A 20,733-nucleotide genomic window follows, 5' to 3' on the forward strand; every position below is an offset into this window, starting at 1 on the left:
TTGCTCTAAATCCGTCAGATTTAGAATATCAATCAACTCATCACGTAGTGGCAATTGTCCCTGCCCGCTGTCCAATTCGTTTTTTAGCTTTTCCCAATTGGCTGTGAATGCATCTATGCCGTCTGGTGCGGGTGGCGCCATAACAGCAGTTGCCCGTGTGACTGCGATAGACCCAATTATCAGCCCTTTGAAGAATGTGGACACCAGCTTGAGGTTTGATTTGATTTTCATGGCTCAACCCTCCTGAGTGGCTAAGATGATACCGGCCACCGAAAAGTCGTTGCTGGCATCAAATGGTGCAAAGAAGTTAAGGCCATCAATCCCGGTTGCATTTAGCAATTCCGCGCCAACCTCCCCGTTGGACATTTGGATTGATGTTCGTTTGCGTTCGGCGACCAATCGAAGATTGTTTAACTCGGCTTCGTTCGCGGCAATGCGCTCGATCAGATCAAAGTTGTTTGTACCGACAGCAAATAGATTGGTACCGTGAAATTCTGTCAAAATGCCCGCTAGGTCGATTTCGAAGGTTTCGGTGCCTTCGAAAATCGCGCGCTTGTCTTTGTCAATTGTCCCAACCGGATTCTGAAGCAATAGATCTTCGCGATCAGAGGTTCCGCTAGGTGCTAGGACTGTGACAATTTCATTCTGAATAATCACCCGGCGCCGTAGATCACCATTTTCTTGGAAGCGGACCGATACCTCTTGGTTAAAGGAGGCCCATGGCAGGCGATCTGTTGCTGAAAACGTCTCTGTGCCAAATTCTTGACCCGCTGCTACCAAGGTCATGCCAGCAATTTCGGCATCTTCTGGTTCGTTCTGAACACGATCTGTCGCGAAGGAACCGTAGCGGCGATCTTCTGTATGGAAGAGATCGCTGTACCAAACTTTGGCAACTGTTTGAGGTTGGGCGAAACGAATTTCTAACCGTTCGTCGAAATCAATTTCATCATTTTGCGCACCGTCTTGTACGCCAATGCCGTCGATAGGATCCCAATAGAGCGTTGCCTGCCCCCAAGTTTCGTTGTCATCCCTTAAGCGCATGGCGCGTAATGAAATATCCCCGACTGTGCATTCATGTTGCCCCAAACAGCTTCGGAACAGTAATGAACGAAAATCCAGATGCGAGCGAAGTTCGCTGTCAATCTGGGATAGGTTTTGTGTGTGCCCTACCGATGCTGTCACAACAAGAACTGGCGCTGCTAATGCAAAGACAAAGGTCTTACTCCTTAAATTTAGCATAGTTTCCTCCCCGCGCTCGCCAAAAGAGCTGCAAAAATGTGTCGCAGAGCCGTTGGTGAGAGTCTATTTTCTCTTTTAAAAATAACGGATTATAGGCAATTTGGGTGAAGTAATTGGATTATTAATCGTTTGGATGATGGGTTCATCCGCTGGTTGCTTTTCCAAATATGGCGGAAATGTGGCGTGGGCCACTAGATATAGTGGCAAAACCCCACTCGTGCCAAAATGACACGATTTCAAATATCTTTCTGAGCTAGGAATATCTTCTAGTTCTTACTCGCTTCGAGCATGCGAATCCGCTTCTCTTCACCGATGGCCTTGGAAATTAGGAGCGAACTTTCATAAGTCACTGGTCCATGTTTGCAGGTATCAAAGATGTTTTGGGCCTTACAATAAGCAAAGATCGCATTGATGGTAGAGCGTGTCATCTTACCTGAAATACTGCCGGAATAAGCGCCTAGATCGCGCATTTCACTTTGCAGCAAATAGACGTACGACGTCTTTTCGATGCCACGCAAACGCAATGCAGCTTTTGTATAGGCTTCACCCGAACTCGACTTCAGTATTTCAGTCATTTTTCGTGCCGACCGTGCATGATTCGCAAAGTCGTATTCTGCGCTAATGCGCTCGGCCATGCGTTGTGTTTTTGGTAGGTTGAAAAGATGTTCTTCAACCAACGTGGCGTGTTTTGCCCGTGCGTTTCTAATGAACGGGCGGAGTTTTAGATAGGCGCGTGCAAGCACTGATGTCGCCTTGCGATCACCTGACTGCATTTTCCCTTCAAGCGCCTGAACGATTTGCGAAACATTCGCGTCATTCATACGTGTAGAGCGGCGTTCGTGGTTGCGTAGCACGACGGATGCGGCCGATGTATCCCCGGAGTGTGCGAGTGCAATAACACCACTTCGACCTAGAGCTTTATCTGACCATGTCCCCAATTTTCCTTGAAAATGTGCCATAGCACGTTCGGCCTCGGCGTTTTTTACACCTTTGTCGACGGCTTGATCCAAGCTTTGCTTTGCACCTTCGAAGTCGCCCAATGTGATCTGCGCACGACTTAGTCCAATAAGTGCATAGTCAAAACCACCTTCGGCAGCGGCTTGAAATGCATTTGCTGATGCCATCGGATTGGCGTCAACGATTTTGCCATCCAGCAAGTATTGCCCAGTTCTCCACAAGGCGCGGGCGCTGCCATTTTTGCCCAAAGTTTTATATAATTCAAACGCTTGTTCCGGCGTGCCGCCATTTCCAGAGGCGTATAAATCAGCTAAAGCCATTTGCGCGCGGTCGGGCGTTTCACTTTGGGCCATGTCTTGCAACATACCTAGCCCAAGATCCCGATTAGAAAACGTATCGAATGCGCCAGTTGCATGGTTTTTTGCCAGTAGAAACCGAGCGAAACCACTCCCCGAATTGGCGGCGATTTCAAAAGCCGTTGCGGCTTTAGAATACTCACCTAACTCCAATTGAACTTGGGCGATACGTAACAGAGATTTCTTCTCTCCCTGTTCAAACAATTTCTGATGGATTTCCAATGAACGCCTTAGTTCGGCGTCACTTGATGCGGATTTTCGCAGCGTTTCTGCCGTCTGATAGGTTTCTTGAGTGGATTGGGTTCCTTGTGCCAAGGCTGACAGTGCAGCAACAGACACACCCAGTCCCAACGCAAAACAAAGTATAATACGCATTACAGATCCTCCCCTAGTGGCCAAAGTGGGCCAAGATCAATTGGTTGGCACAGCCGCAGGAGGTTGCGAGCTCCCCGCTCCGACGGCGATTTGTAGCGCTATGTAATTCAATGCGCGTTGGCGCCGGTTTTGTGCCAAGTTGGCTTCGGCTTGCAGCTTGTTGCGTTGCAAGCGCACGAAATCTAAAACGGAAATTTCTTGGGCATTGAGAAGTTGCCGCGAGAGGTTTACCGCTTCGGTGTTCAGTTTCACTGATTGACTTGAGGCTGCGACAGCGCTGCCAAGTTTTCGTTGGGCAATCAGCAACGTTTCGACCTCTTCGATGCCGACGAGAACACGCGATTTCCATTCCAAGAATGCTGACTTTGCACGGGCATCTCTAGCAGAGACTCGTGCTTTACCAGCGCCCTGATTGAAAATCGGTAGCGTTAAGCCCAAAATACCAATGCCTCCGCGCTGCGGACTTAGATCGGTCCGCGCTGTGATTAGGCCTGTTAACGTTAATTGCGGATACAGTTCTGCCTGCGCTACATTCATTTCCGCAATCGCCATTCGATAGGCGCTTTCAGCGGAACGTATGTCGGGCCGGTTGGTGAATAAATCAGTTGGGACGCCGGATGCTACGCGGAATCTTGGATATGGCTGACCGCGGTACTTCAAATTAATCGGATTTGTGCCAGCAGCTTTCCCAAGAAGCGTTGCGATACGATTTTTCTGCCGTTCAATATCAATGCTAAGAATCGCGATTTCTGATTGTGTCTCCGCGATTTCAGCGTTTGGCTGTAAAACATCAAGCCGCGTTGTTGCACCCTGTTGTTGAAGCAAGGCTAAGTCCTTGGCGGTTTGGTTCCAAGAATTGAGTTCCGAATATTTCAACGCGCGGCGCTTTTGTACGAACCGTAGGTCAACATAAGCAGAAGCCAAATTCGATAAGACGAGTAATCGTGCGGAATCCAATTCTGCCAACGAAATAAGAGCGCGCGCGCGCGCAGCCTCTTCTCTAAATCTCTGTGAACCAAACAAGGTCGCGGTGCCATTTAAACTACCGAGATTTCTATCACCTCCCAAATTGGTAGAGGCGACCTGGGCCTCAACGCGTCCTCCGATGTCAATCACAGGGCCGGCTGTTAGGACCAACGCATCGGATTCTTTGACACGTAACCGAGCCTGCGCAAGTTGGATGTTTTCCTTTAGCGCCATCGCCACCAATTGATCCAAAACTGGATCTTTAAAGCCCTTCCACCAAGCGGTGGTGACTGATGCTTTTTGTGCATTGGACGTTGATGCCGAAAACTTAGCTGGAACGGCTGTCTCAGGCTTTTTGTATTCCACCCCTACCGCACATCCGGCCAAGAGCGAAGATAACAGGATGGGCTTTAAAATTCCGATCGTTGCAGTGGTCCCCATTGCACGTCTCCCGTTGTTTCATCGTTAAAACAGGGGCTTACCGGTGTCGTTTCGGTAGCGCCTTGAATGCAGTCATGGCACGGGCAATACGCGCCCGAGTGACATTTCGACTGGAGGACCGCCTTCCCTCGTCTCCAGAAAATAATCTTTTTACTATTCAGAGCGGGAACGCGTATTTTCGCGCAAGTTCCCAAATTTCTATGTTCAACTTTTCCAACCGCATGATGCAGGCATTGATATTTTCTGCCTTTTCCGAGGTGACGGTTTCCGTTTTCCCAACTCGAATATCTTTGCGGCGGTCTTGAATGCGCATCATTATTGTCTGGATTTGCCCACCTTCTGGGTCAAATGAATAGATGCAATGGTTGTACTTGTTCCGCAGAGCGGCCTCGCGGGTTAGTCGTGACGTCAAAGCCAAAATATCGTCGCGCATTTGGCTTTTGACATGGGCCATTTTGGCCAACCTATCGACCATATCGACCCGCGCTCTTGTTGTATTAAGCGTCAGGAAAATGACGACAGCGATGTCTTTTTCTACTTTTGCCAGTCCAGCGATCAGATGGATCAGCAGGCTTTCTGTATTCGTCCAGGCATAATTCAGACGACCGACGCGACCTAGAATGTCGTCTAGCTCGACATCGCGCGCCTGAATATCCTGTGGGTTTAAGGCGCTATTCATCACAAACCTTTCAGGTGTGCATCACTTCCATGAACTTCATCGCCGCAGCGGTTCGGTTGCTTACCTTGAGTTTAGTAATGATGTGATGGATATGCAGTTTGATCGTATGCTCAGATACATCTAACTCCGCTGCAATTTGTTTATTCTGCAGGCCATTGGCTACATGCTCCATCACCGCCACTTCACGGCGCGTTAGTAGGTCCTGAACAACTTCATTCGTCGGAGCTTTCACCGTTTCAGGTGCTGCGGAAGACTCGTCATGTTCAACCTCCATGACCTCCGGTGGAAAATAGGATCCACCACTCAGCAACAAACGGAATACCGCTAGCCAAATATCAATGCTTTGATTCATTGGTAAGAAGCCCTGAAGTCCGCCTGATCCCCCAAGCGAGTCCAAAACAGCACGCGCGCAATTATCATGCCAGTAGGCCACGACCACGCCAGGAGGCTCGACCGCCTGAGATTGGTCGTTTTGAGCTTGAGTCATTTCTTGTAAGTCCGCGAGTGCAGTATCGTAAATAGCTGCATCGACAACGATGATACGCGCAGGAGTTTCCCCCGACCCTACGCTATCGCGATAGTCTGAAACGGTTTCAAAGCGTACGGGTTGTACGTCTTCAACTTCCTCTTCAACATTTCGCATGACAGTTTTTGTGAAACTTTTTTGCGGTCCAATAAAGACAGCAAATTCACAATTAAGGTTCAACATTTGGTGGGCTCCCAATGCCATAGGAGCCACAGTTTGAAAACTAGGCATTTATCCCTCCCACACAATCACTAACCAGGCCTATAAAAACCTGCGCTACACAGTCTGTGATGCGACAACCGTCCTGCAACGGTAGCTTCATCTATCCCCAACTGCTCGATTGAGTGTGAACGTCGTCTAGTTCACAAAATTCTTTGTTTAGAAATTCATTCCCGTGAATTCGGACCATCAGGTATAAGTTACACCTATAACGGTCGTCAATTAATCGAACGGTTAGTCGATTATCCACAGGTTATCCACACTTCACCAAAGTATTATGTCAATTTTATTGAGTCGTTTCAATTTGGAATCGGCAAAAAATGCAAGTTCAGCAGTATTCTTGCCACAGACATGATGACTTCACGAAATCGCGATCAGGTAAGTTGCTGAAACAACAAATAAAATCTCAAATCGATACTTTTTCATTGGGTGTAGTCCTAATCGCTAGCTTACGTGCACAGCAAATTTTGCAGACCCTGTAGGGCATCGCGGCATGTTTCGTCGCGACATTTTATTTTTGTCTGCATGCCCCCGGACTTCGGAAATTTTATCGACCGGGCAGACCTTCAACAGAGAGGGGGATCACGCCGAGCACAACTCAGAGACGCTGCAAGACCTTGTATTTAGTCAGGATATGCAGCGAGCGGACTACAACTTTCATCAATTAGAAAATCGTTCGACAATGGTCACGTTAGATAGACTGGTGACCGCTCGAACCCTTTAAGGGAGAAGACACATGCCAGGTAATCGGCACAATCATTTGTTCGGCCTTCAGGGCCAATTGCAGGGTCAAGGCCAACTTCAAGGTCAGGGCCAAGGTCAACACCAAGGTCAAGGACAGGGCCAGAACCAAGGTCAGGGTCAGCACCAAAGCAGCGACAACTTGAACCTTAATGGGAATGGTAACCTGAATGGTAACGGAAACCTAAATGGTAACGGCAACGGCAACCATAACGGCAACCACAACAGCAATACCAACAATACGAGCTCTGACTCATCCGGTACGGGCGCGGGCCTGGGTGCTGGTGCCGGTCTAGGTGTTGGCGCTGGGATTGCCGGAGCGGGTTCGCACTCAGACTCTGGTTCACATTCACATTCTGACGCTGGATCACATGCCGCCGCGAAAGCTGCGAACTACTCAAAAACTCACGTAACCAATAACTCGACGACTGATGTTGATGTCGACGTTAAAATCGACCTTGAAGGTTGGGAACCAACTGACGACGATTTTGCGGACTTCGATTTGGGCCAAGATGCCGAAATCGGTGACATCACAATGGCGAATGGCGATATGAACACCGATGTTGGTGGCGATACGCACATGGCCAAAGTTTTGCAAAATGCTCTTACTGGTGCAGGGAATGATGTTGGCACAGTCAACAACATGAACAACTCGTTGCAAGACAATGACATCATCGAAGAAGCCGAAGTTGAAAACGATGGTCATTACTTCTCTGGTCAAAAAGCCGAAGGCGGTCATGCCAAGGCTGAAGACGGCCTAACCAACGAAGCCGACGGCGGCGACGCTGGGTATGCAAAAACCAATGGTGGCGACGGTAAAGCCGGCGGCGCAGATGGTGGACATGCACTGTCTGTAGGTGGCAAACACTACGGTAACTCCGGTGGTAAATCCGAAGGCGACGACGGTGGCGACAGCGGGAACGCAGGCGCAATCGCAGTAGGCCTTGGTGGTCTAGGTGTTGGTGTAGGTGGTTCATCTAACGGTGGTACAACTGGCGCAGGTGGTGCTGGTGGTAACGGCGGTGCAGGTGGCAATGGCGGTAACGGCGGTAACGCTGGTAACGCAGGTGGTATCGGTGCTGGCGTAGGCGGAGACTCTGGTGCTCTTGCTGGTGGTGTTGGCGGTTCTTCCGGTGCGCTTGCTGGTGGTGTCGGTGGTGACTCTGGTGCGATTGGTGCAGGTGCTGGCGGCGACGCTGGTGCTGGTGCAGCCGGACTTGGCGGCGGCCTAGGCTTCATTCCTGTAAGCACAGGTATTGGTGCTGCAAATGCAGAAGGTGGCAATGGCGGTGGCCTAGCCGGATCTTCTGGTGGTGACGGTGCTGGCCTTGCTGGTTCAAGTGCAGGTCACGGTGCTGGTCTCGCAGGTTCTTCTGGCGGCGACGCTGGTGGTATCGGTCTAGGGTCTTCGCACAGTGGCGGCAACGACGCTGATGGTGGTGCCGGTGCAGCAGGTGCTGCAGGTGGAAACTCAGGCGCAGCTAACGGCGGAATGGCCGGCGGCATGGGCATGGGTATGGGCCAAGGTGGCGGTATCGCCGGTGCATCAACTGGTGACGGTGGTGCTGGTGGTTCTGGCGGCGACGCAAGCGCAGCCGGTGGCCAAGCTGGTGACGCATGGTCCGGTGGTGGTCATGCAGTTGTTTGGGGCGGTAACGGTGGTGCATCTGGCCACGCGTCTGCAGACGGCGGCATGGGTGGTCACACTGGTGGTGCATGGGGCTCCAACAACGGTGACGATGGTTTCGTAACCGGTTCCTCAGCAGCATCTGCGGATGCAGCATTGGACAACGCAGCGTTCAACCAAAACATCGTTCAAGGTGCAAACGTGCTGGGCAACACTGTTGATATGACAGTCGTTGGCGGCGGGTTTAACTCCACCTACATCGGTGACGATGACATGGCATAAGCCATTCAATTTAACACTGATCTGCGCGGCCTATGCCGCGCAGATCCACATATAAAAAACGATCGAGCAGCATTGGTGATTTAGAGCCCTAGTGGCACGGAACAAAACCATGCTTGACGACAAAACAGAGATTATTGCCCATTTTATCGGTTTGTTTGAACTAAACTCTGAGGCTGCGCGCCTAAAGATTGAATACCAAGAATTTCTCGCTCAGCTCGCGCAAAACCCTGATCTGCAACCGCTCCTGAATGTCACGGTAAACGTTACGAGTGGGTATGGATTAGGTGATTTCATTCCAAATTTATCATGGCCACTTAGCTTCGTCACAGTTCCTAATGCAAATTTCTCATTGGTTCTCCCGTTTGCAGCGGGCTATCTGCCATTCTTTGGACAGTCCTTTTTCCCGGCCGATATTTTTAATCCGGAAACTTGGGGCAACCCAGCCGCTTATGCAGAACCAAATTTTGTAATTCCCCCACCCTCTTCGATGGCGAACATCACGGTTCAGGCCAACTATCTGGAAGACCATGATAGATTTGGCAGCGATGAAGAGATTGATTTCGTTGATCCAACAGCTTTCGACGAAGGTCTGCAAGAACTGGTCGATGTTGCCAACACATTGCAAGTTATTCGCTCGCCTAATTTACCTCAAAATGAAGACGCGATTGAAGAAAGCGGTATAAACATCGTTTCGACCATCAATGATCTACAAGAAACGGGTGTAGCGCCGGGAACAGATGGCGCCGAAGTGCATGCCGCTTTTGATGGCGATGTCGTGGGTGTCACCGCTAACGGTGAAACCCATGAAGACATGCCTAAGATTTCAGATCACAGCCACCGTTTTGCAGAAAAAGAAGAAGAGGCTGAAGAGGATCCCGTTCAAGTTCTGACCGAAGATGACGAACCGCTGGATCATGAAGTGACAACCGGCGAAAATGTATTGCTGAACGAGGCTTCAATCACCACAAATTGGCTCGATGCGCCAATCATCAGCGTTATGGGCGAGGCAGTGTTTGCCAAAGCAATCAGTCAGGTCAACGTCTGGAACGATACTGATCTGATTAACGGCGAAGTCTTTGGATCAAACGGGTCCAGCACCTCTACCTTTAATGCGGCTAAGTTTAATTCAGAATCTAATCCGGGCGCGACCTATGCCGAAGGCGAAGACGTACCAGACGGCCCAAAACACGTGGCGGTTACAACAATTGACGGCAATCTGATCAATTATAATCACGTCTGCCAATACAATTTCGCGAATGACAACGATATTGCCAGCGTCGAATTTTCGGCAAGTGATAGCTACATTCAGATGGGTGGGAACACTCTGTTCAACACCAGCTCCGTGTTCGGGCTCGGCTTTCACTACGACATGATTATCGTAGGTGGCGACATGTTCGACATCACCTACCTCGCGCAAACCAACATTATGTTGGATGCGGATATGGTTCATCACCAAGAAGGCTTTGGCGGCGCGCTAGAGACTTCTAATAACGTCCTGTTCAATTGGGCTTCTATCTATGACTTCGGTGTCGATGCGACTGAAGACATGAACGAGGACGTCGCAAACGCATCTAACTCTGTTGCCAACGGCGGTAAGTCCATTGGTAGCGGCATCATGGGGGACGAGGTCTTTGCAGGCCATGACGTGTTTAGCGTTCTCTATATTACCGGCAGTTGGTTAGACGTTCAGATTGTTGAGCAAATCAACATTCTGGGTGACTCTGACCAAGTGGCTTTCGCATCCGCTACGATGCAAAGCGCGGAAGGTGCAAATGTTTCCGTAACCACCGGTAAAAACGAGTTGATCAATGTGGCGGCCGTGACGGACGCTGGCCTTGATTCAACAATCTACACGGCCGAAGGCGCATATTCTGATGCCTTCCTATATCAAGCGGATTTCGTTTCTGAGGACGATCCGTTGATGTTGCTGGACACCGATCCACTGGCCGGAGAAGCAGTCTTATTCCTAGCTGATGGCATGCTTGAACCTGATCAAGGTTCCGAGGATCCAGGGATTGCCGCTCCTCTTCCAACGGAGACATCCATCGACGTCATGCAATCAGTTCTAGCCTAATAAAATAGGCAGATTTCGGGGAGAATGACATTGAAAGACTATACGTCAAAAGATGTGCAAAAAGACGAACCGGCACCTTCGAAAAATGGGTTAGCGGCGAAGGACCCTCGCCTACAAACGACCCTAGAGTCGTCACCTAAGAAAACCGCAAAACCCGCGGCACGCGGGTTTGAGTTCCAGTCTCATCGTAAGGCCACAGCCAACGGCACAGGCAGCACAAACATTCAAAAACGTGACGAGGCACAGCCCCCCTCTCCTATCGGAGGGAAAGGTGGCGGCGGTGGCAATGGCGTCATGCACAAGCGGCTTGGACCAAATGACTTTGCCGGCGGTTTGCGCCGCGGGCTCTCGGCGATCCGTAAGAACTTGATGCTGGTGATCACATTCACCTGCGCGACCAACCTGCTGATCCTTGCGATCCCGATCTATCTCTTTCAGATTTCAGACCGCGTTTTAACGAGCCGATCCATGGACACTTTGGTCATGCTAACCGCCGTCATTATTGGCGCCGTCTTACTGCAGGCTATTCTAGATGCGATCCGCCGGTTTGTGTTGATGCGAACGGCCGTCGAAGTGGCTGCACAGCTGGGGTCCCCGATCCTGAGTGCTGCCGCGCGCGCCTCCCTCAACAGTAATGGACGCGAATATCAGACACTTGGCGATCTACAGCAGCTACGCTCCTTCTTAGTATCGGGCACATTGTTGTCCTTCTTGGATGTGCCGTTTGCACCGTTCTTTATCTTGGCAATCTATTTGGTTCACCCTCATTTGGGGACCATTGTTGTCTGTACCGCTTTGGTTCTGCTTGTGATCGCTTATGTGAACCAACGGATCACATCGCGCGGCTTTGCCGAAGCGAACATGCACCAATCCAAAGCCAATCTTCATTTGGACTCCATGGCACGAAACAGCCAGATCATTAACGCACTCGCGATGATCCCAGAAGCTGTTTCGATTTGGGGTCAAGACACAGCGAAATCCCTGCGGGCCCAAGTCAAAGCACAGGACCGCAATATCATCACTGCAGCTCTTTCGCGTGCCACTCGTTTGCTGACTCAGATCGGCATTTTGGGTTGGGGCGCGTATTTGGCCATCGACGGTCAAATCACAGGCGGCATGGTGATTGCAGCGTCGATCATCGCCGGACGCGCCCTGGCACCGGTCGAGGGTGCAATTGAGGGCTGGAATCATTTTCTCCTGTCCAAAGCCGCCTATGGGCGGATCGCATCTCTGCTGCGCAGCTCGCCTTTGAACAAAGACCGTTTGATATTGCCCAACCCCGAAGGGCGATTAGATGTTGAACGTTTGCTCTTTGTGCCCCAGGGAACCAAGCGCGTGGTTTTGAATGGGCTCAGCTTCATTCTCAATCCAGGTGACTCGCTTGCAATAATTGGCAACTCGGGTGCTGGGAAAACCACATTGGGGAAAATGTTGGTTGGTTCGATCTTGCCAACATCGGGCGCCGTTCGCCTCGATTTGATGGATTTGCGAAACTGGGATCAGCGACAGCTAGGCCAGAACATCGGCTACTTGCCACAGGATGTGCAGCTCTTTCCGGGAACAATCAAACAGAACATCGCGCGCATGCGCGAAGATGCGACGGATGATGACATCCACAAAGCCGCCATTTTGGCGGATGTGCATGAAATGATTGCGAGTTTCCCAGAAGGGTATGAAACCGTTGTCGCCTCGGATGGCACGCCTTTGTCAGGCGGGCAAAAACAACGGATCGCGCTTGCCCGGGCTTTCTTTGGAGATCCACGTCTTGTGGTTCTGGATGAACCAAACTCCAATCTCGACACTGGCGGTGACCAAGCTTTGGCGCGTGCCATGGTGCATGCAAAGGCACAGGGCATGACAGTGATTGTGATTACGCAAAAACCATCTTTGCTAAGCTCAGTCGATAAAATCATGCTGATGGCCGACGGCAATATCAACATGTTTGGCCAACGCCAGCAGGTGCTTGAAGCCCTAGAACAACGCCGCAACCGCGCGGCCGGCATGAACCAAGTTCCCCCCAAACCATCTACGCCGAACCTCGGCCAACCAAAAAACGCGTGAGGAGGAGCAGTCATGACTTTAGTTAATCTTCCAGAAGAACATACTCACGAATGGTACTCTGAATTACCGCGTCAAATCTGGCGCATCGGCGTGTTTGGTTTGATCCTTATGATCGGCGCATTGGGGGGCTTTGGATATTGGGCCTTTAGCGCACCACTCGCCGCCGCCGTTGTTTCACAAGGCAGCTTCGTGGCGACTGGTCGAAACAAAATTGTTCAGCACTTCGAAGGCGGGATCATTCGCGCCATTCCGGTCAGCGAAGGCGATTACGTTCAGGCGGGCGATACGTTGATTGCTTTGGATACAACGTCGTCCGAAACCAAGCTAAAGGAGCTTTCCCTGCGCCGTTCACGCCTAGAGGCCATGGTGACCAGATTGCAGGCCCAATACGAGGACCGCAAAGCGCTTTCGTTTTCATCCGAGCTCTATCGGCAAGCCCAACAAGATTTCGACCTGAGCGAAATCTTGAAAAGCCAACGGATGAGCTTCGAGTTAACCCGCGATAAGATGTATAATGACCTTGAATTGCTAAAGACGAATATCTCAGCTCAAGAGCTGCGTATTTGGGGATACGAAGAACAGCAACAAGCGCTGCAACGCAAAGTCTCGTTGTTAGAAGAGGATTTTGAATCAAAGCAAACGCTTTTTGAAAGCGGGCTAACGCGCAAAACCGAACTGAATGCTCTGCGCCGTTCGTTGGTTGATGCCGAGGGTCAGATGGCGCGCTTGACTGCTGAAATCGGCGAAAGCAATTCGATGATTGCAAAGTATCATCAACAAGCCACGCAAACGCGCCATGCCTATAGCCAAGCGGCCTTAGATGAGTTGCAAGCTGCTCAAGCCGAGCTCGACAGTGTAAAGGAACAAATGCTGCAAGCTGGCGACGTTCTAAAGCGTACCGATATAGTTGCACCTGTGTCTGGTACCGTCATTCGGATGCATTACCACACGGCTGGCGGGGTTATTAAAGGCGGGCAAGAGGTTGCAGAAATCCTACCGTTAGACGCCCCGCTGATTATCGAAACACTGATCCCACGGACAGAGATCGATAGCGTTCAGCTTGGACAACATGCGTTTATTCGCCTAATTGCGTTGAACCAACGCACCACCCCGGTTTTAGATGGCGAAGTGTTCTACGTTTCTGCGGATTCAATCCACAACGCGGCAGATAAAAACAACCCAGAGGTCTATATCGCAAGAATCAATCTGTCGCCGCAAAGCGTCACGCAGGTGCCGGGTTTTGTACCAACACCCGGGATGCCCGCGGAAATTTTGATCACCACCCAAGAACGCACATTCTTTCAATATCTAACCAAACCGATCGTAGATTCTATGTCGCGCGCTTTCCGCGAAGATTAAACTCTACCGTCTTTTACAAATCCGCGTATAGTCAGGCGTCCTATGCCCCTGAACGCGGATTTGCTCTATGCGAAAGCGACATCTCCTATTGGCTTTTGTCTCTGTCTTGGCCACTGCCGTAGGCATTTTTTGGCTGTCGTTGCAGTATTTTCAGTCGCAGGAACAATCCAAAGCCAGTGCCCGCTTATCCCTATATCGCAGTACGGTTGTTGCTGAACTAGAGCGGTTCTCGCACCTCACCTATGTGTTGGCGCGTGATCAAAAAGTTATTTCAACAGCCGAAGGCGGATCGACCAAAGCGTTAGATAGCCGTCTGTTTGCCTTTGCGGATCAGGCAGGCTTGGACGCCATCTATTTGATGCAACCCAACGGCCAAACGATTTCTGCATCAAACGCCAATAGCCCAGAAAGTTTTGTTGGACAGAATTACTCCTTTCGTCCCTATTTCCGGTTGGCGGCTCAAGGTGAACAAGGACGGTTTTACGGCATTGGCGCGACCACCGGTCTACCCGGTTATTTCATTGCTGACGCAGTGCAAAGTTCAAGCGGGGATCTGATTGGTGTTATCGCGATTAAGCTTGGATTATCCAAGCTAGAGGCAAGTTGGAGAGACGCGGGTGAGCAAGTTTTACTGACTAACGATGATGGCGTAGTGCTTTTGGCATCTGATCCAAATTGGCGCTACAGAGTCTTAGCCCCGCTCAGCGTCGAGCAACGCGCGCGGATCGAAGAGTCGCGACAGTTTACGGGACAAGCACTTAGCGAATTGGACTGGACCCTGTTCCAAAACAACGCCGCACAGCTGCAAGGCGAGCATCGCATTTATCTGAATTCAACGGCCCTGCCCCACGATTGGCAATTGCACTATTTCGCCGATGACTCGCAGGCGCGCACACGGAGCTGGTTGGTGACGGGTCTGTTAACGATTTTGGCGTCAACAGCACTCATCCTGACCCAATTCCGCCATTCCCGTAGAATTGGCGCCGCTCTGCGCAGGTCAGAAGCTGAAGAGGTTCAATTGCGCCAAGCCAATGAACGGCTCGCTGTCGAAATCGAAGAACGCAAAACCGCAGAGCGGCGACTACAGCGCACCAAAGACGAGCTAGAACGCGCAAGCCGGTTAGCGGCTTTGGGTCAATTGTCCGCCTCCGTTACTCATGAATTGGGCCAACCGATTGCCGCAATGCGCAATCATCTGGCTGCTGCGGAATTCAATCCCCGTGAACCAGAACGGATCTTTCCAAAGCTCGGAGGGTTAGTCGACCGGATGGAAGGCATCACGCGGCAACTAAAGTTCTTTGCGCGTACGGAAGGTGAGGCGTTTAAGCAGGTCGATCTGGCGCAGGCCATGCGTGCGGCTTTGACTTTAGTTGACGCAAACCTGCAAGCCTCTGACATCGACCTAACGTTTGAATGCCCTCAACCCGTTTTCGTTTGGGGTAATCAATTGCGATTAGAGCAAGTTATGACAAACCTGCTGCGCAATGCCGTGGATTCTATGGAAGACAGCGATGATCGCCAACTTACAATTTCACTTGGCCAAACTGCGGACCGAGGTTGGTTTTCAGTCTCTGACACAGGCCATGGGTTGGGTGATGCGACTTTGGCCGACCTACAAGAACCGTTCATGACCACGCGCGAAAGTGGGCGCGGAATGGGGCTTGGTCTTGCGATTTCATCCAATATTGTCACCGAACACAACGGCCAAATAGCCGCTGAAAATACCTCTCAAGGCGGGGCAATCTTCCGCGTTGATTTACCACTTTATCACGCCGACCAAGGAGAGACCGCCGCATGAGCGAGCTAAAGACATATAGCATTCTGCTGGTGGAAGATGATCGCGCGATGCGGGCATCTTTGGTCGATTTACTCGAAGCCGCTGGATGGCGGGTTGAAGCGTTGTCGCGTGCTGAGAAAGCAGAAGCCCGGTTGGCTGAATTTCAGCCGGATGTCATCTTATCAGATGTGCGCATGCCGGGCATGTCGGGGTTAGAACTGCTGGCGTCGCTTCAAGGAAACATGGTCCCGCCACTGGTACTGATATCAGCCCATGGCGATATTCCAATGGCAGTGCAGGCGATCCGCGATGGGGCCTATAGTTTTGTTGAAAAGCCCTATGAACCCAGACGCTTACTAAACATTCTAACGCATGCTGCTGAACAGCATCGCATGGCTCGCACGACAGAACGATTGAAAGACAGGCTACTTCGCCTCTCAGGCCTAGATCGCGTGTTGTTAGGAGAAAGCGATCTCATCAAAGAGCTTCGCGAAGATATATTGGACTTAGCTGAAATCGACGCGCCTGTTTTGTTGCAGGGTGAAACTGGCACAGGCAAAGAATTGGTCGCGCGAGCGCTGCATGATCTGGGGCCAAAGCCAGATGGTGTCTTCCTTGCGCTAAACTGTGCGGCGCTGTCACCTGACAGTTTTGAGGCCGAGATGTTCGGAACGCAGGGCGGTCAAACTGGACGTTTGCTGGCAGTGGACGGCGGTACCTTGTTTCTGGATGAGATCAGCGCATGCCCCTTGCCGGTTCAGGCGCAATTGCTGCGTGTGATCGAGGAAAAACAGATACTCCCACTTGGCGCAACAGCTCCAGTGCCAGTCGAATTCCGATTGATATCCGCCACAAATGAAGACCCACAAACAGCTGTAAAAAATGGTCATCTTCGGTCTGATCTATTGTTCCGATTGAATACCATCACCCGCACCCTGCCGACTTTGCGCGAGCGGCGTGATGATTTGATGTTACTGGCGATGCATTTTCTCGCCGAGTTTTCAAACCTCTATGAGATATCGCCACCAAATATGGGCGCCGAAGATATCGCGGGATTATTGGCTCACGAATGGCCGGGAAATGTACGTGAATTGCGTAATGTCGCGGAACGCCGGGTGTTAGCCGCCCGGCGCGGTGGGGGTTCAATGGTGCAGGCTTTGCAAACTGATCAATTACGGGACGACGTGCCCGTCACCCTTCGCGAAGCCGTGGCCGCCTTTGAACGTGAATTGATTGCAAAAGCCATTCGCGCGCACGAAGGGCGGATGGATGCCGTGGCCGAAGCACTTGGCATTGGACGTCGGACTTTGAACGAAAAAATCGTTAAACTTGATCTGGATAAAGACGCCCTTTTGTAGCCTTGCGGAATTCCGCAAGGCTTCTGCAGGGACCACGCGCAGTTTTCCTCATAGGCAGTTAACCCAAAATCGATCATGCTATTGCAATCTTTAGGCATGACTACTGGGAGGTGTCACATGCGCAAGCTACTTGGAAAAACAGCTGTTGCGGCTCTGGCGATTTCATTCGCCGGCGAAGCTATGGCGACAGAATGGAACGTTTCTTTGTGGGGCAAACGCCGCGCCTTTACAGAACACGTTGAAAAACTAGCTGAACTGGTTAGCGAAAAAACCAACGGCGACTTTACACTGAACATCAGCTACGGCGGCCTGTCCAAAAACCGTGAGAACCTTGATGGTATCTCTATCGGCGCATTTGAGATGGCTCAGTTCTGTGCAGGTTACCACCGCGATAAAAACCCATCGATCACCGTTATGGAACTGCCATTCCTAGGTGTGTCTTCGCTGGATCAAGAACGCGAAATCTCAATGGAAGTGTATAAGCACCCAGCCGTTCAAGCGGACCTAGGTCGTTGGAATGCAACACTTTTGATGCCATCTCCACTGCCACAATACAACTTGGTTGGTGTGGGCGATGCGCCAGCAACTTTGGCTGATTTTGCAGGTCTGAGCGTTCGCGCAACTGGTGGTATCGGTGCAGCAATGGAAACCGTTGGCGCAGTTCCAACATCCATGTCCGCTACCGAAGTCCGTCAGGCAATGGACAGCGGTGTTGTCAAAGCGGTTAGCTTTGCACCACACGCACACATGTCATTTGGCACGATCGAAAACGGCAAATGGTGGACCACGAACCTGAACCCAGGCACAGTAAACTGCCCAGTTGTCGCAAACACAGACGCGTTAGCGGATTTGTCTGACGAGCACCGTGAGGCGCTGTTGGGTTCCATCGACGAAGCGCTGGATCACTACATCGACACATATAACAACAAGACGATGGCAGCTTGGGGCCCAGCTTTGCAAGAGCGTGGCATCACCGAAGTGACTTTTGCTGACAGCGAAATCGCAGCCTTCAAAGAGGCAGCAGCAGCACCTGCGGCGGCAGCTTGGATCGAAGAAAACAATGCGCGTGGTCTACCAGCACAAGAGCTGTATGACCTTGTGACAGGTTTGGTTGCAAAAGGCATGTAATCTGAAATTGGCCTCTGGCGGCATGCTGCCAGAGGTCTCCCCTTTCCATTGAAAGGAGCACAGCATGGCTGGCGCATCTTTGGTTCTGACGGACGGAAGCACTCTGTCTCGTATCGATCAATCCCTTAATAAACTTGAAAAATTCCTAGCGCTGCTCAGCGGCTTGGCTGTGTTTTCACTGATGGTTCTTGCGGTGTTTTCCGTGAGTGGTCGGAATGCATTCAATCAGCCCCTACCCGGCTATGTCGATTGGATCGAACAAGCGATGCCTTTGATTGCCTTTATGGGCATCTCTTTCACACAGCGTGAAGGTGGGCATATTCGCATGGATATGTTGGTTGGCGCTTTGCGAGGGCGCATGCTGTATGTGGCTGAGTTTGTGACAACATTCGCTGTGCTCGTACTGATGGTTCTGCTTGTCTGGGGCACTTGGGCGCATTTCCAGCGAAGCTTTGATTTCGCCTCTCCGATGTGGAGCCGTGATAGCTCGATGGACATCGCTTTGCCAATTTGGCCTGCTAAACTATTGGCACCAGTTGCCTTTTTCGTTTTGTGTGTTCGTCTTGTTCTGCAGCTTTGGGGATATGTCCGGGCCTTTGTCGAAAATACGAACACGCCAATTGCGGTACCTTTGATTGCTGATGCTGCAACACAAGCCGCGCTTGAGGCCGAGCATGTCTCGGGCCTTGATGAAAATAAGAACGCATAGGGACAGAACATGGAACCGATTGAAATTGGTCTGATCGTCTCGGGCGGTCTGTTGGTGATGGTTGTGCTGGGGATGCGCGTTGCATTCGCGGCGGGTTTGGCCGGTATGGTTGGCCTTATTTGGATTTTCTGGTCGAAAAAAGGCTATGATCCAGAAGACTTTAGCTGGGCTTTGACTGTTGCGGTAAAAACCGCTGGTCAAGTTCCGCACTCAAAAATTTCTTCTCAGGCATTAAGCCTGATCCCTACTTTTATTCTGATTGGCTACTTGGCGTACTACGCGGGCCTAACCAAAGCGCTGTTTGAAGCAGCTAAGCGTTGGTTGGCTTGGGTACCCGGTGGTCTTGCTGTATCGACAGTCTTTGCAACAGCAGGTTTTGCTGCAGTTTCAGGGGCTTCGGTGGCGACGTCCGCGGTATTTGCGCGGATTGCGATCCCTGAAATGTTAAAGATTGGTTATGATAAGCGGTTTGCCGCAGGGGTCGTTGCTGCGGGGGGGACATTAGCATCCCTGATTCCCCCCTCAGCAATCTTGGTAATTTACGCCATTATTGTTGAGCAGGACGTCGGCAAGTTGTTGTTGGCCGGGTTTATTCCTGGTGCGTTTTCAGCGGTGGTTTATGGTCTTTTGATCATCGGTCTGGCGCTGTCGATCAAAGGGTTTGGCCCGCCTGTTTCTGGCTTTACCTGGCGCGAGCGCTTTGCGTCACTGCCACCGGCATTGCCGATCCTATTTGTTGTCGCGACGATTATTCTGTTTGTTTACAATCCCTTCGGCGGTGACGCTTGGGGGACTCCGACAGAGGGTGGCGCGATTGGGGCCTTTGTTGTCTTTGTGATGGCTGTCTATCAGGGTATGCGCTGGACGCAGTTGAAAGACGCGTTGCTGGAGACGGCGAAATTGGCTGTGATGATCTTTACAATCATCTGGGGCGTGTTGATTTATGTGCGGTTCTTGGGCTTTGCTCAGCTGCCAGCGGCGTTCTCGGATTGGATCACAAGCCTAACGATGTCCCCGATGCTGATCCTTGTCTGTATCCTTTTGGCCTATGCGGTTTTGGGTATGTTCATGGATGCTATTGGTATGCTTTTACTAACGTTACCAGTGGTTTACCCAGCCGTTATGGCGTTGAACGGTGGTGAATCTGTGGCGGCTATCGACAGTACATTCGGCATGAGTGGCCCGATGTGCGCGATCTGGTTTGGTATCCTTGTGGTGAAAATGGCCGAGTTCTGTTTGATCACGCCGCCTATTGGTTTGAACTGCTTTGTTGTGGCTGGTGTGCGCGACGATCTAAGCGTTCAGGACGTGTTTAAAGGCGTGACTCCGTTCTTTATCGCGGATGCGATCACCATCGCGTTGCTTGTTGCATTTCCGCAGATCGTGCTTTGGTTGCCATCGCTGGCTTAACGATCTGTAAATGTGGAAATTCGTACGTTTCACGGTCTGAAACGTACGATTCGAAAGGGCCCTCGATTTTGGGGCCCTTTTTTTTGGCCAATTATCAAAATATGAATGATCGTTTATATTTTTGAAAGACGCCTGCAAATCAGTGCAAATCTGAACGATCGTTGACAAAATTGGAGATTTACGACACATTATAGAAAATCTAAACGATCATTGAGAATGCAACCATGTCCGATCAAATCACCCAACTGGTCTCGACCGCCGCGGAATTAGGTCACGCGATCCGCAGCCGCCGCAAGGCGTTGAAGATGACGCAGGAAGAATTGGCGATGGCGACCGGCGTTTCGGCGGCGACAGTGATTGCGATTGAGAAGGGTAAAGAAACCGCGCAGGTGTCTTTGGTTTTGCAATTGTGCCGCGACCTTGGTTTGCGCCTGACGGTTGGGACATGA

General features: G+C 51.1%; 16 protein-coding genes. 10 read left to right on the plus strand and 6 right to left on the minus strand.

Features of this window, described 5'->3' with window-relative positions; all coding sequences use genetic code 11:
- The 6 genes from Q4544_RS13990 to Q4544_RS14015 all read right to left on the minus strand — a co-directional run.
- Positions 1-231, minus strand: a 231-nt coding sequence (locus tag Q4544_RS13990; RefSeq protein ID WP_303507285.1) for a hypothetical protein, incomplete at its 3' end; no start/stop codon positions are given.
- Positions 232-234: 3 nt separating this feature from the next.
- Positions 235-1,239, minus strand: coding sequence for a hypothetical protein (locus tag Q4544_RS13995; RefSeq protein ID WP_303507286.1), 1,005 nt, complete (start codon positions 1,237-1,239; stop codon positions 235-237).
- 266 nt (positions 1,240-1,505) lie between these two features.
- A complete protein-coding gene (locus tag Q4544_RS14000) occupies positions 1,506-2,927 on the minus strand; it encodes a hypothetical protein (RefSeq protein WP_303507287.1) in 1,422 nt (473 codons plus the stop codon).
- Between the two features lie 36 nt (positions 2,928-2,963).
- A complete protein-coding gene (locus Q4544_RS14005) occupies positions 2,964-4,334 on the minus strand; it encodes an efflux transporter outer membrane subunit (RefSeq protein WP_303507289.1) in 1,371 nt (456 codons plus the stop codon).
- Positions 4,335-4,491: 157 nt separating this feature from the next.
- On the minus strand, positions 4,492-5,013 hold the full coding sequence (locus Q4544_RS14010) for a hypothetical protein (RefSeq protein ID WP_303507290.1): 522 nt from the start codon (positions 5,011-5,013) through the stop codon (positions 4,492-4,494).
- Between the two features lie 10 nt (positions 5,014-5,023).
- Positions 5,024-5,770, minus strand: coding sequence for a response regulator transcription factor (locus tag Q4544_RS14015; RefSeq protein ID WP_303507292.1), 747 nt, complete (start codon positions 5,768-5,770; stop codon positions 5,024-5,026).
- Between the two features lie 724 nt (positions 5,771-6,494).
- Here Q4544_RS14015 and Q4544_RS14020 point away from each other — a divergent pair.
- The 10 genes from Q4544_RS14020 to Q4544_RS14065 all read left to right on the plus strand — a co-directional run bounded on the left by Q4544_RS14020 (position 6,495) and on the right by Q4544_RS14065 (position 20,733).
- Positions 6,495-8,408, plus strand: coding sequence for a hypothetical protein (locus Q4544_RS14020; RefSeq protein ID WP_303507294.1), 1,914 nt, complete (start codon positions 6,495-6,497; stop codon positions 8,406-8,408).
- Positions 8,409-8,517: 109 nt separating this feature from the next.
- Complete coding sequence (locus Q4544_RS14025; RefSeq protein ID WP_303507297.1) at positions 8,518-10,482, plus strand: hypothetical protein; 1,965 nt, start codon at positions 8,518-8,520, stop codon at positions 10,480-10,482.
- A gap of 24 nt (positions 10,483-10,506) precedes the next feature.
- Complete coding sequence (locus Q4544_RS14030) at positions 10,507-12,543, plus strand: type I secretion system permease/ATPase (RefSeq protein WP_303507299.1); 2,037 nt, start codon at positions 10,507-10,509, stop codon at positions 12,541-12,543.
- Positions 12,544-12,555: 12 nt separating this feature from the next.
- Positions 12,556-13,902: an HlyD family type I secretion periplasmic adaptor subunit gene (locus Q4544_RS14035; protein WP_303507301.1), complete on the plus strand. Its 1,347-nt coding sequence runs from the start codon at positions 12,556-12,558 to the stop codon at positions 13,900-13,902.
- 67 nt (positions 13,903-13,969) lie between these two features.
- Positions 13,970-15,700: an ATP-binding protein gene (locus Q4544_RS14040; RefSeq protein ID WP_303507303.1), complete on the plus strand. Its 1,731-nt coding sequence runs from the start codon at positions 13,970-13,972 to the stop codon at positions 15,698-15,700.
- On the plus strand, positions 15,697-17,037 hold the full coding sequence (locus Q4544_RS14045; protein ID WP_303507305.1) for a sigma-54 dependent transcriptional regulator: 1,341 nt from the start codon (positions 15,697-15,699) through the stop codon (positions 17,035-17,037). Before Q4544_RS14040 ends, Q4544_RS14045 begins: the two co-directional genes overlap by 4 nt.
- A gap of 117 nt (positions 17,038-17,154) precedes the next feature.
- The gene (locus Q4544_RS14050) at positions 17,155-18,165 is read left to right on the plus strand and encodes a C4-dicarboxylate TRAP transporter substrate-binding protein (RefSeq protein ID WP_303507307.1); all 1,011 of its coding nucleotides are present in this window, start codon (positions 17,155-17,157) and stop codon (positions 18,163-18,165) included.
- A gap of 64 nt (positions 18,166-18,229) precedes the next feature.
- On the plus strand, positions 18,230-18,874 hold the full coding sequence (locus tag Q4544_RS14055; protein ID WP_303507309.1) for a TRAP transporter small permease subunit: 645 nt from the start codon (positions 18,230-18,232) through the stop codon (positions 18,872-18,874).
- 9 nt (positions 18,875-18,883) lie between these two features.
- On the plus strand, positions 18,884-20,284 hold the full coding sequence (locus Q4544_RS14060) for a TRAP transporter large permease (RefSeq protein WP_303507310.1): 1,401 nt from the start codon (positions 18,884-18,886) through the stop codon (positions 20,282-20,284).
- Between the two features lie 224 nt (positions 20,285-20,508).
- Positions 20,509-20,733, plus strand: a complete 225-nt coding sequence (locus Q4544_RS14065) for a helix-turn-helix transcriptional regulator (RefSeq protein ID WP_303507312.1) — start codon at positions 20,509-20,511, stop codon at positions 20,731-20,733.

Origin of the sequence: Cognatishimia sp. 1_MG-2023, assembly GCF_030548175.1 — a bacterium.
Lineage (GTDB): Bacteria > Pseudomonadota > Alphaproteobacteria > Rhodobacterales > Rhodobacteraceae > Cognatishimia.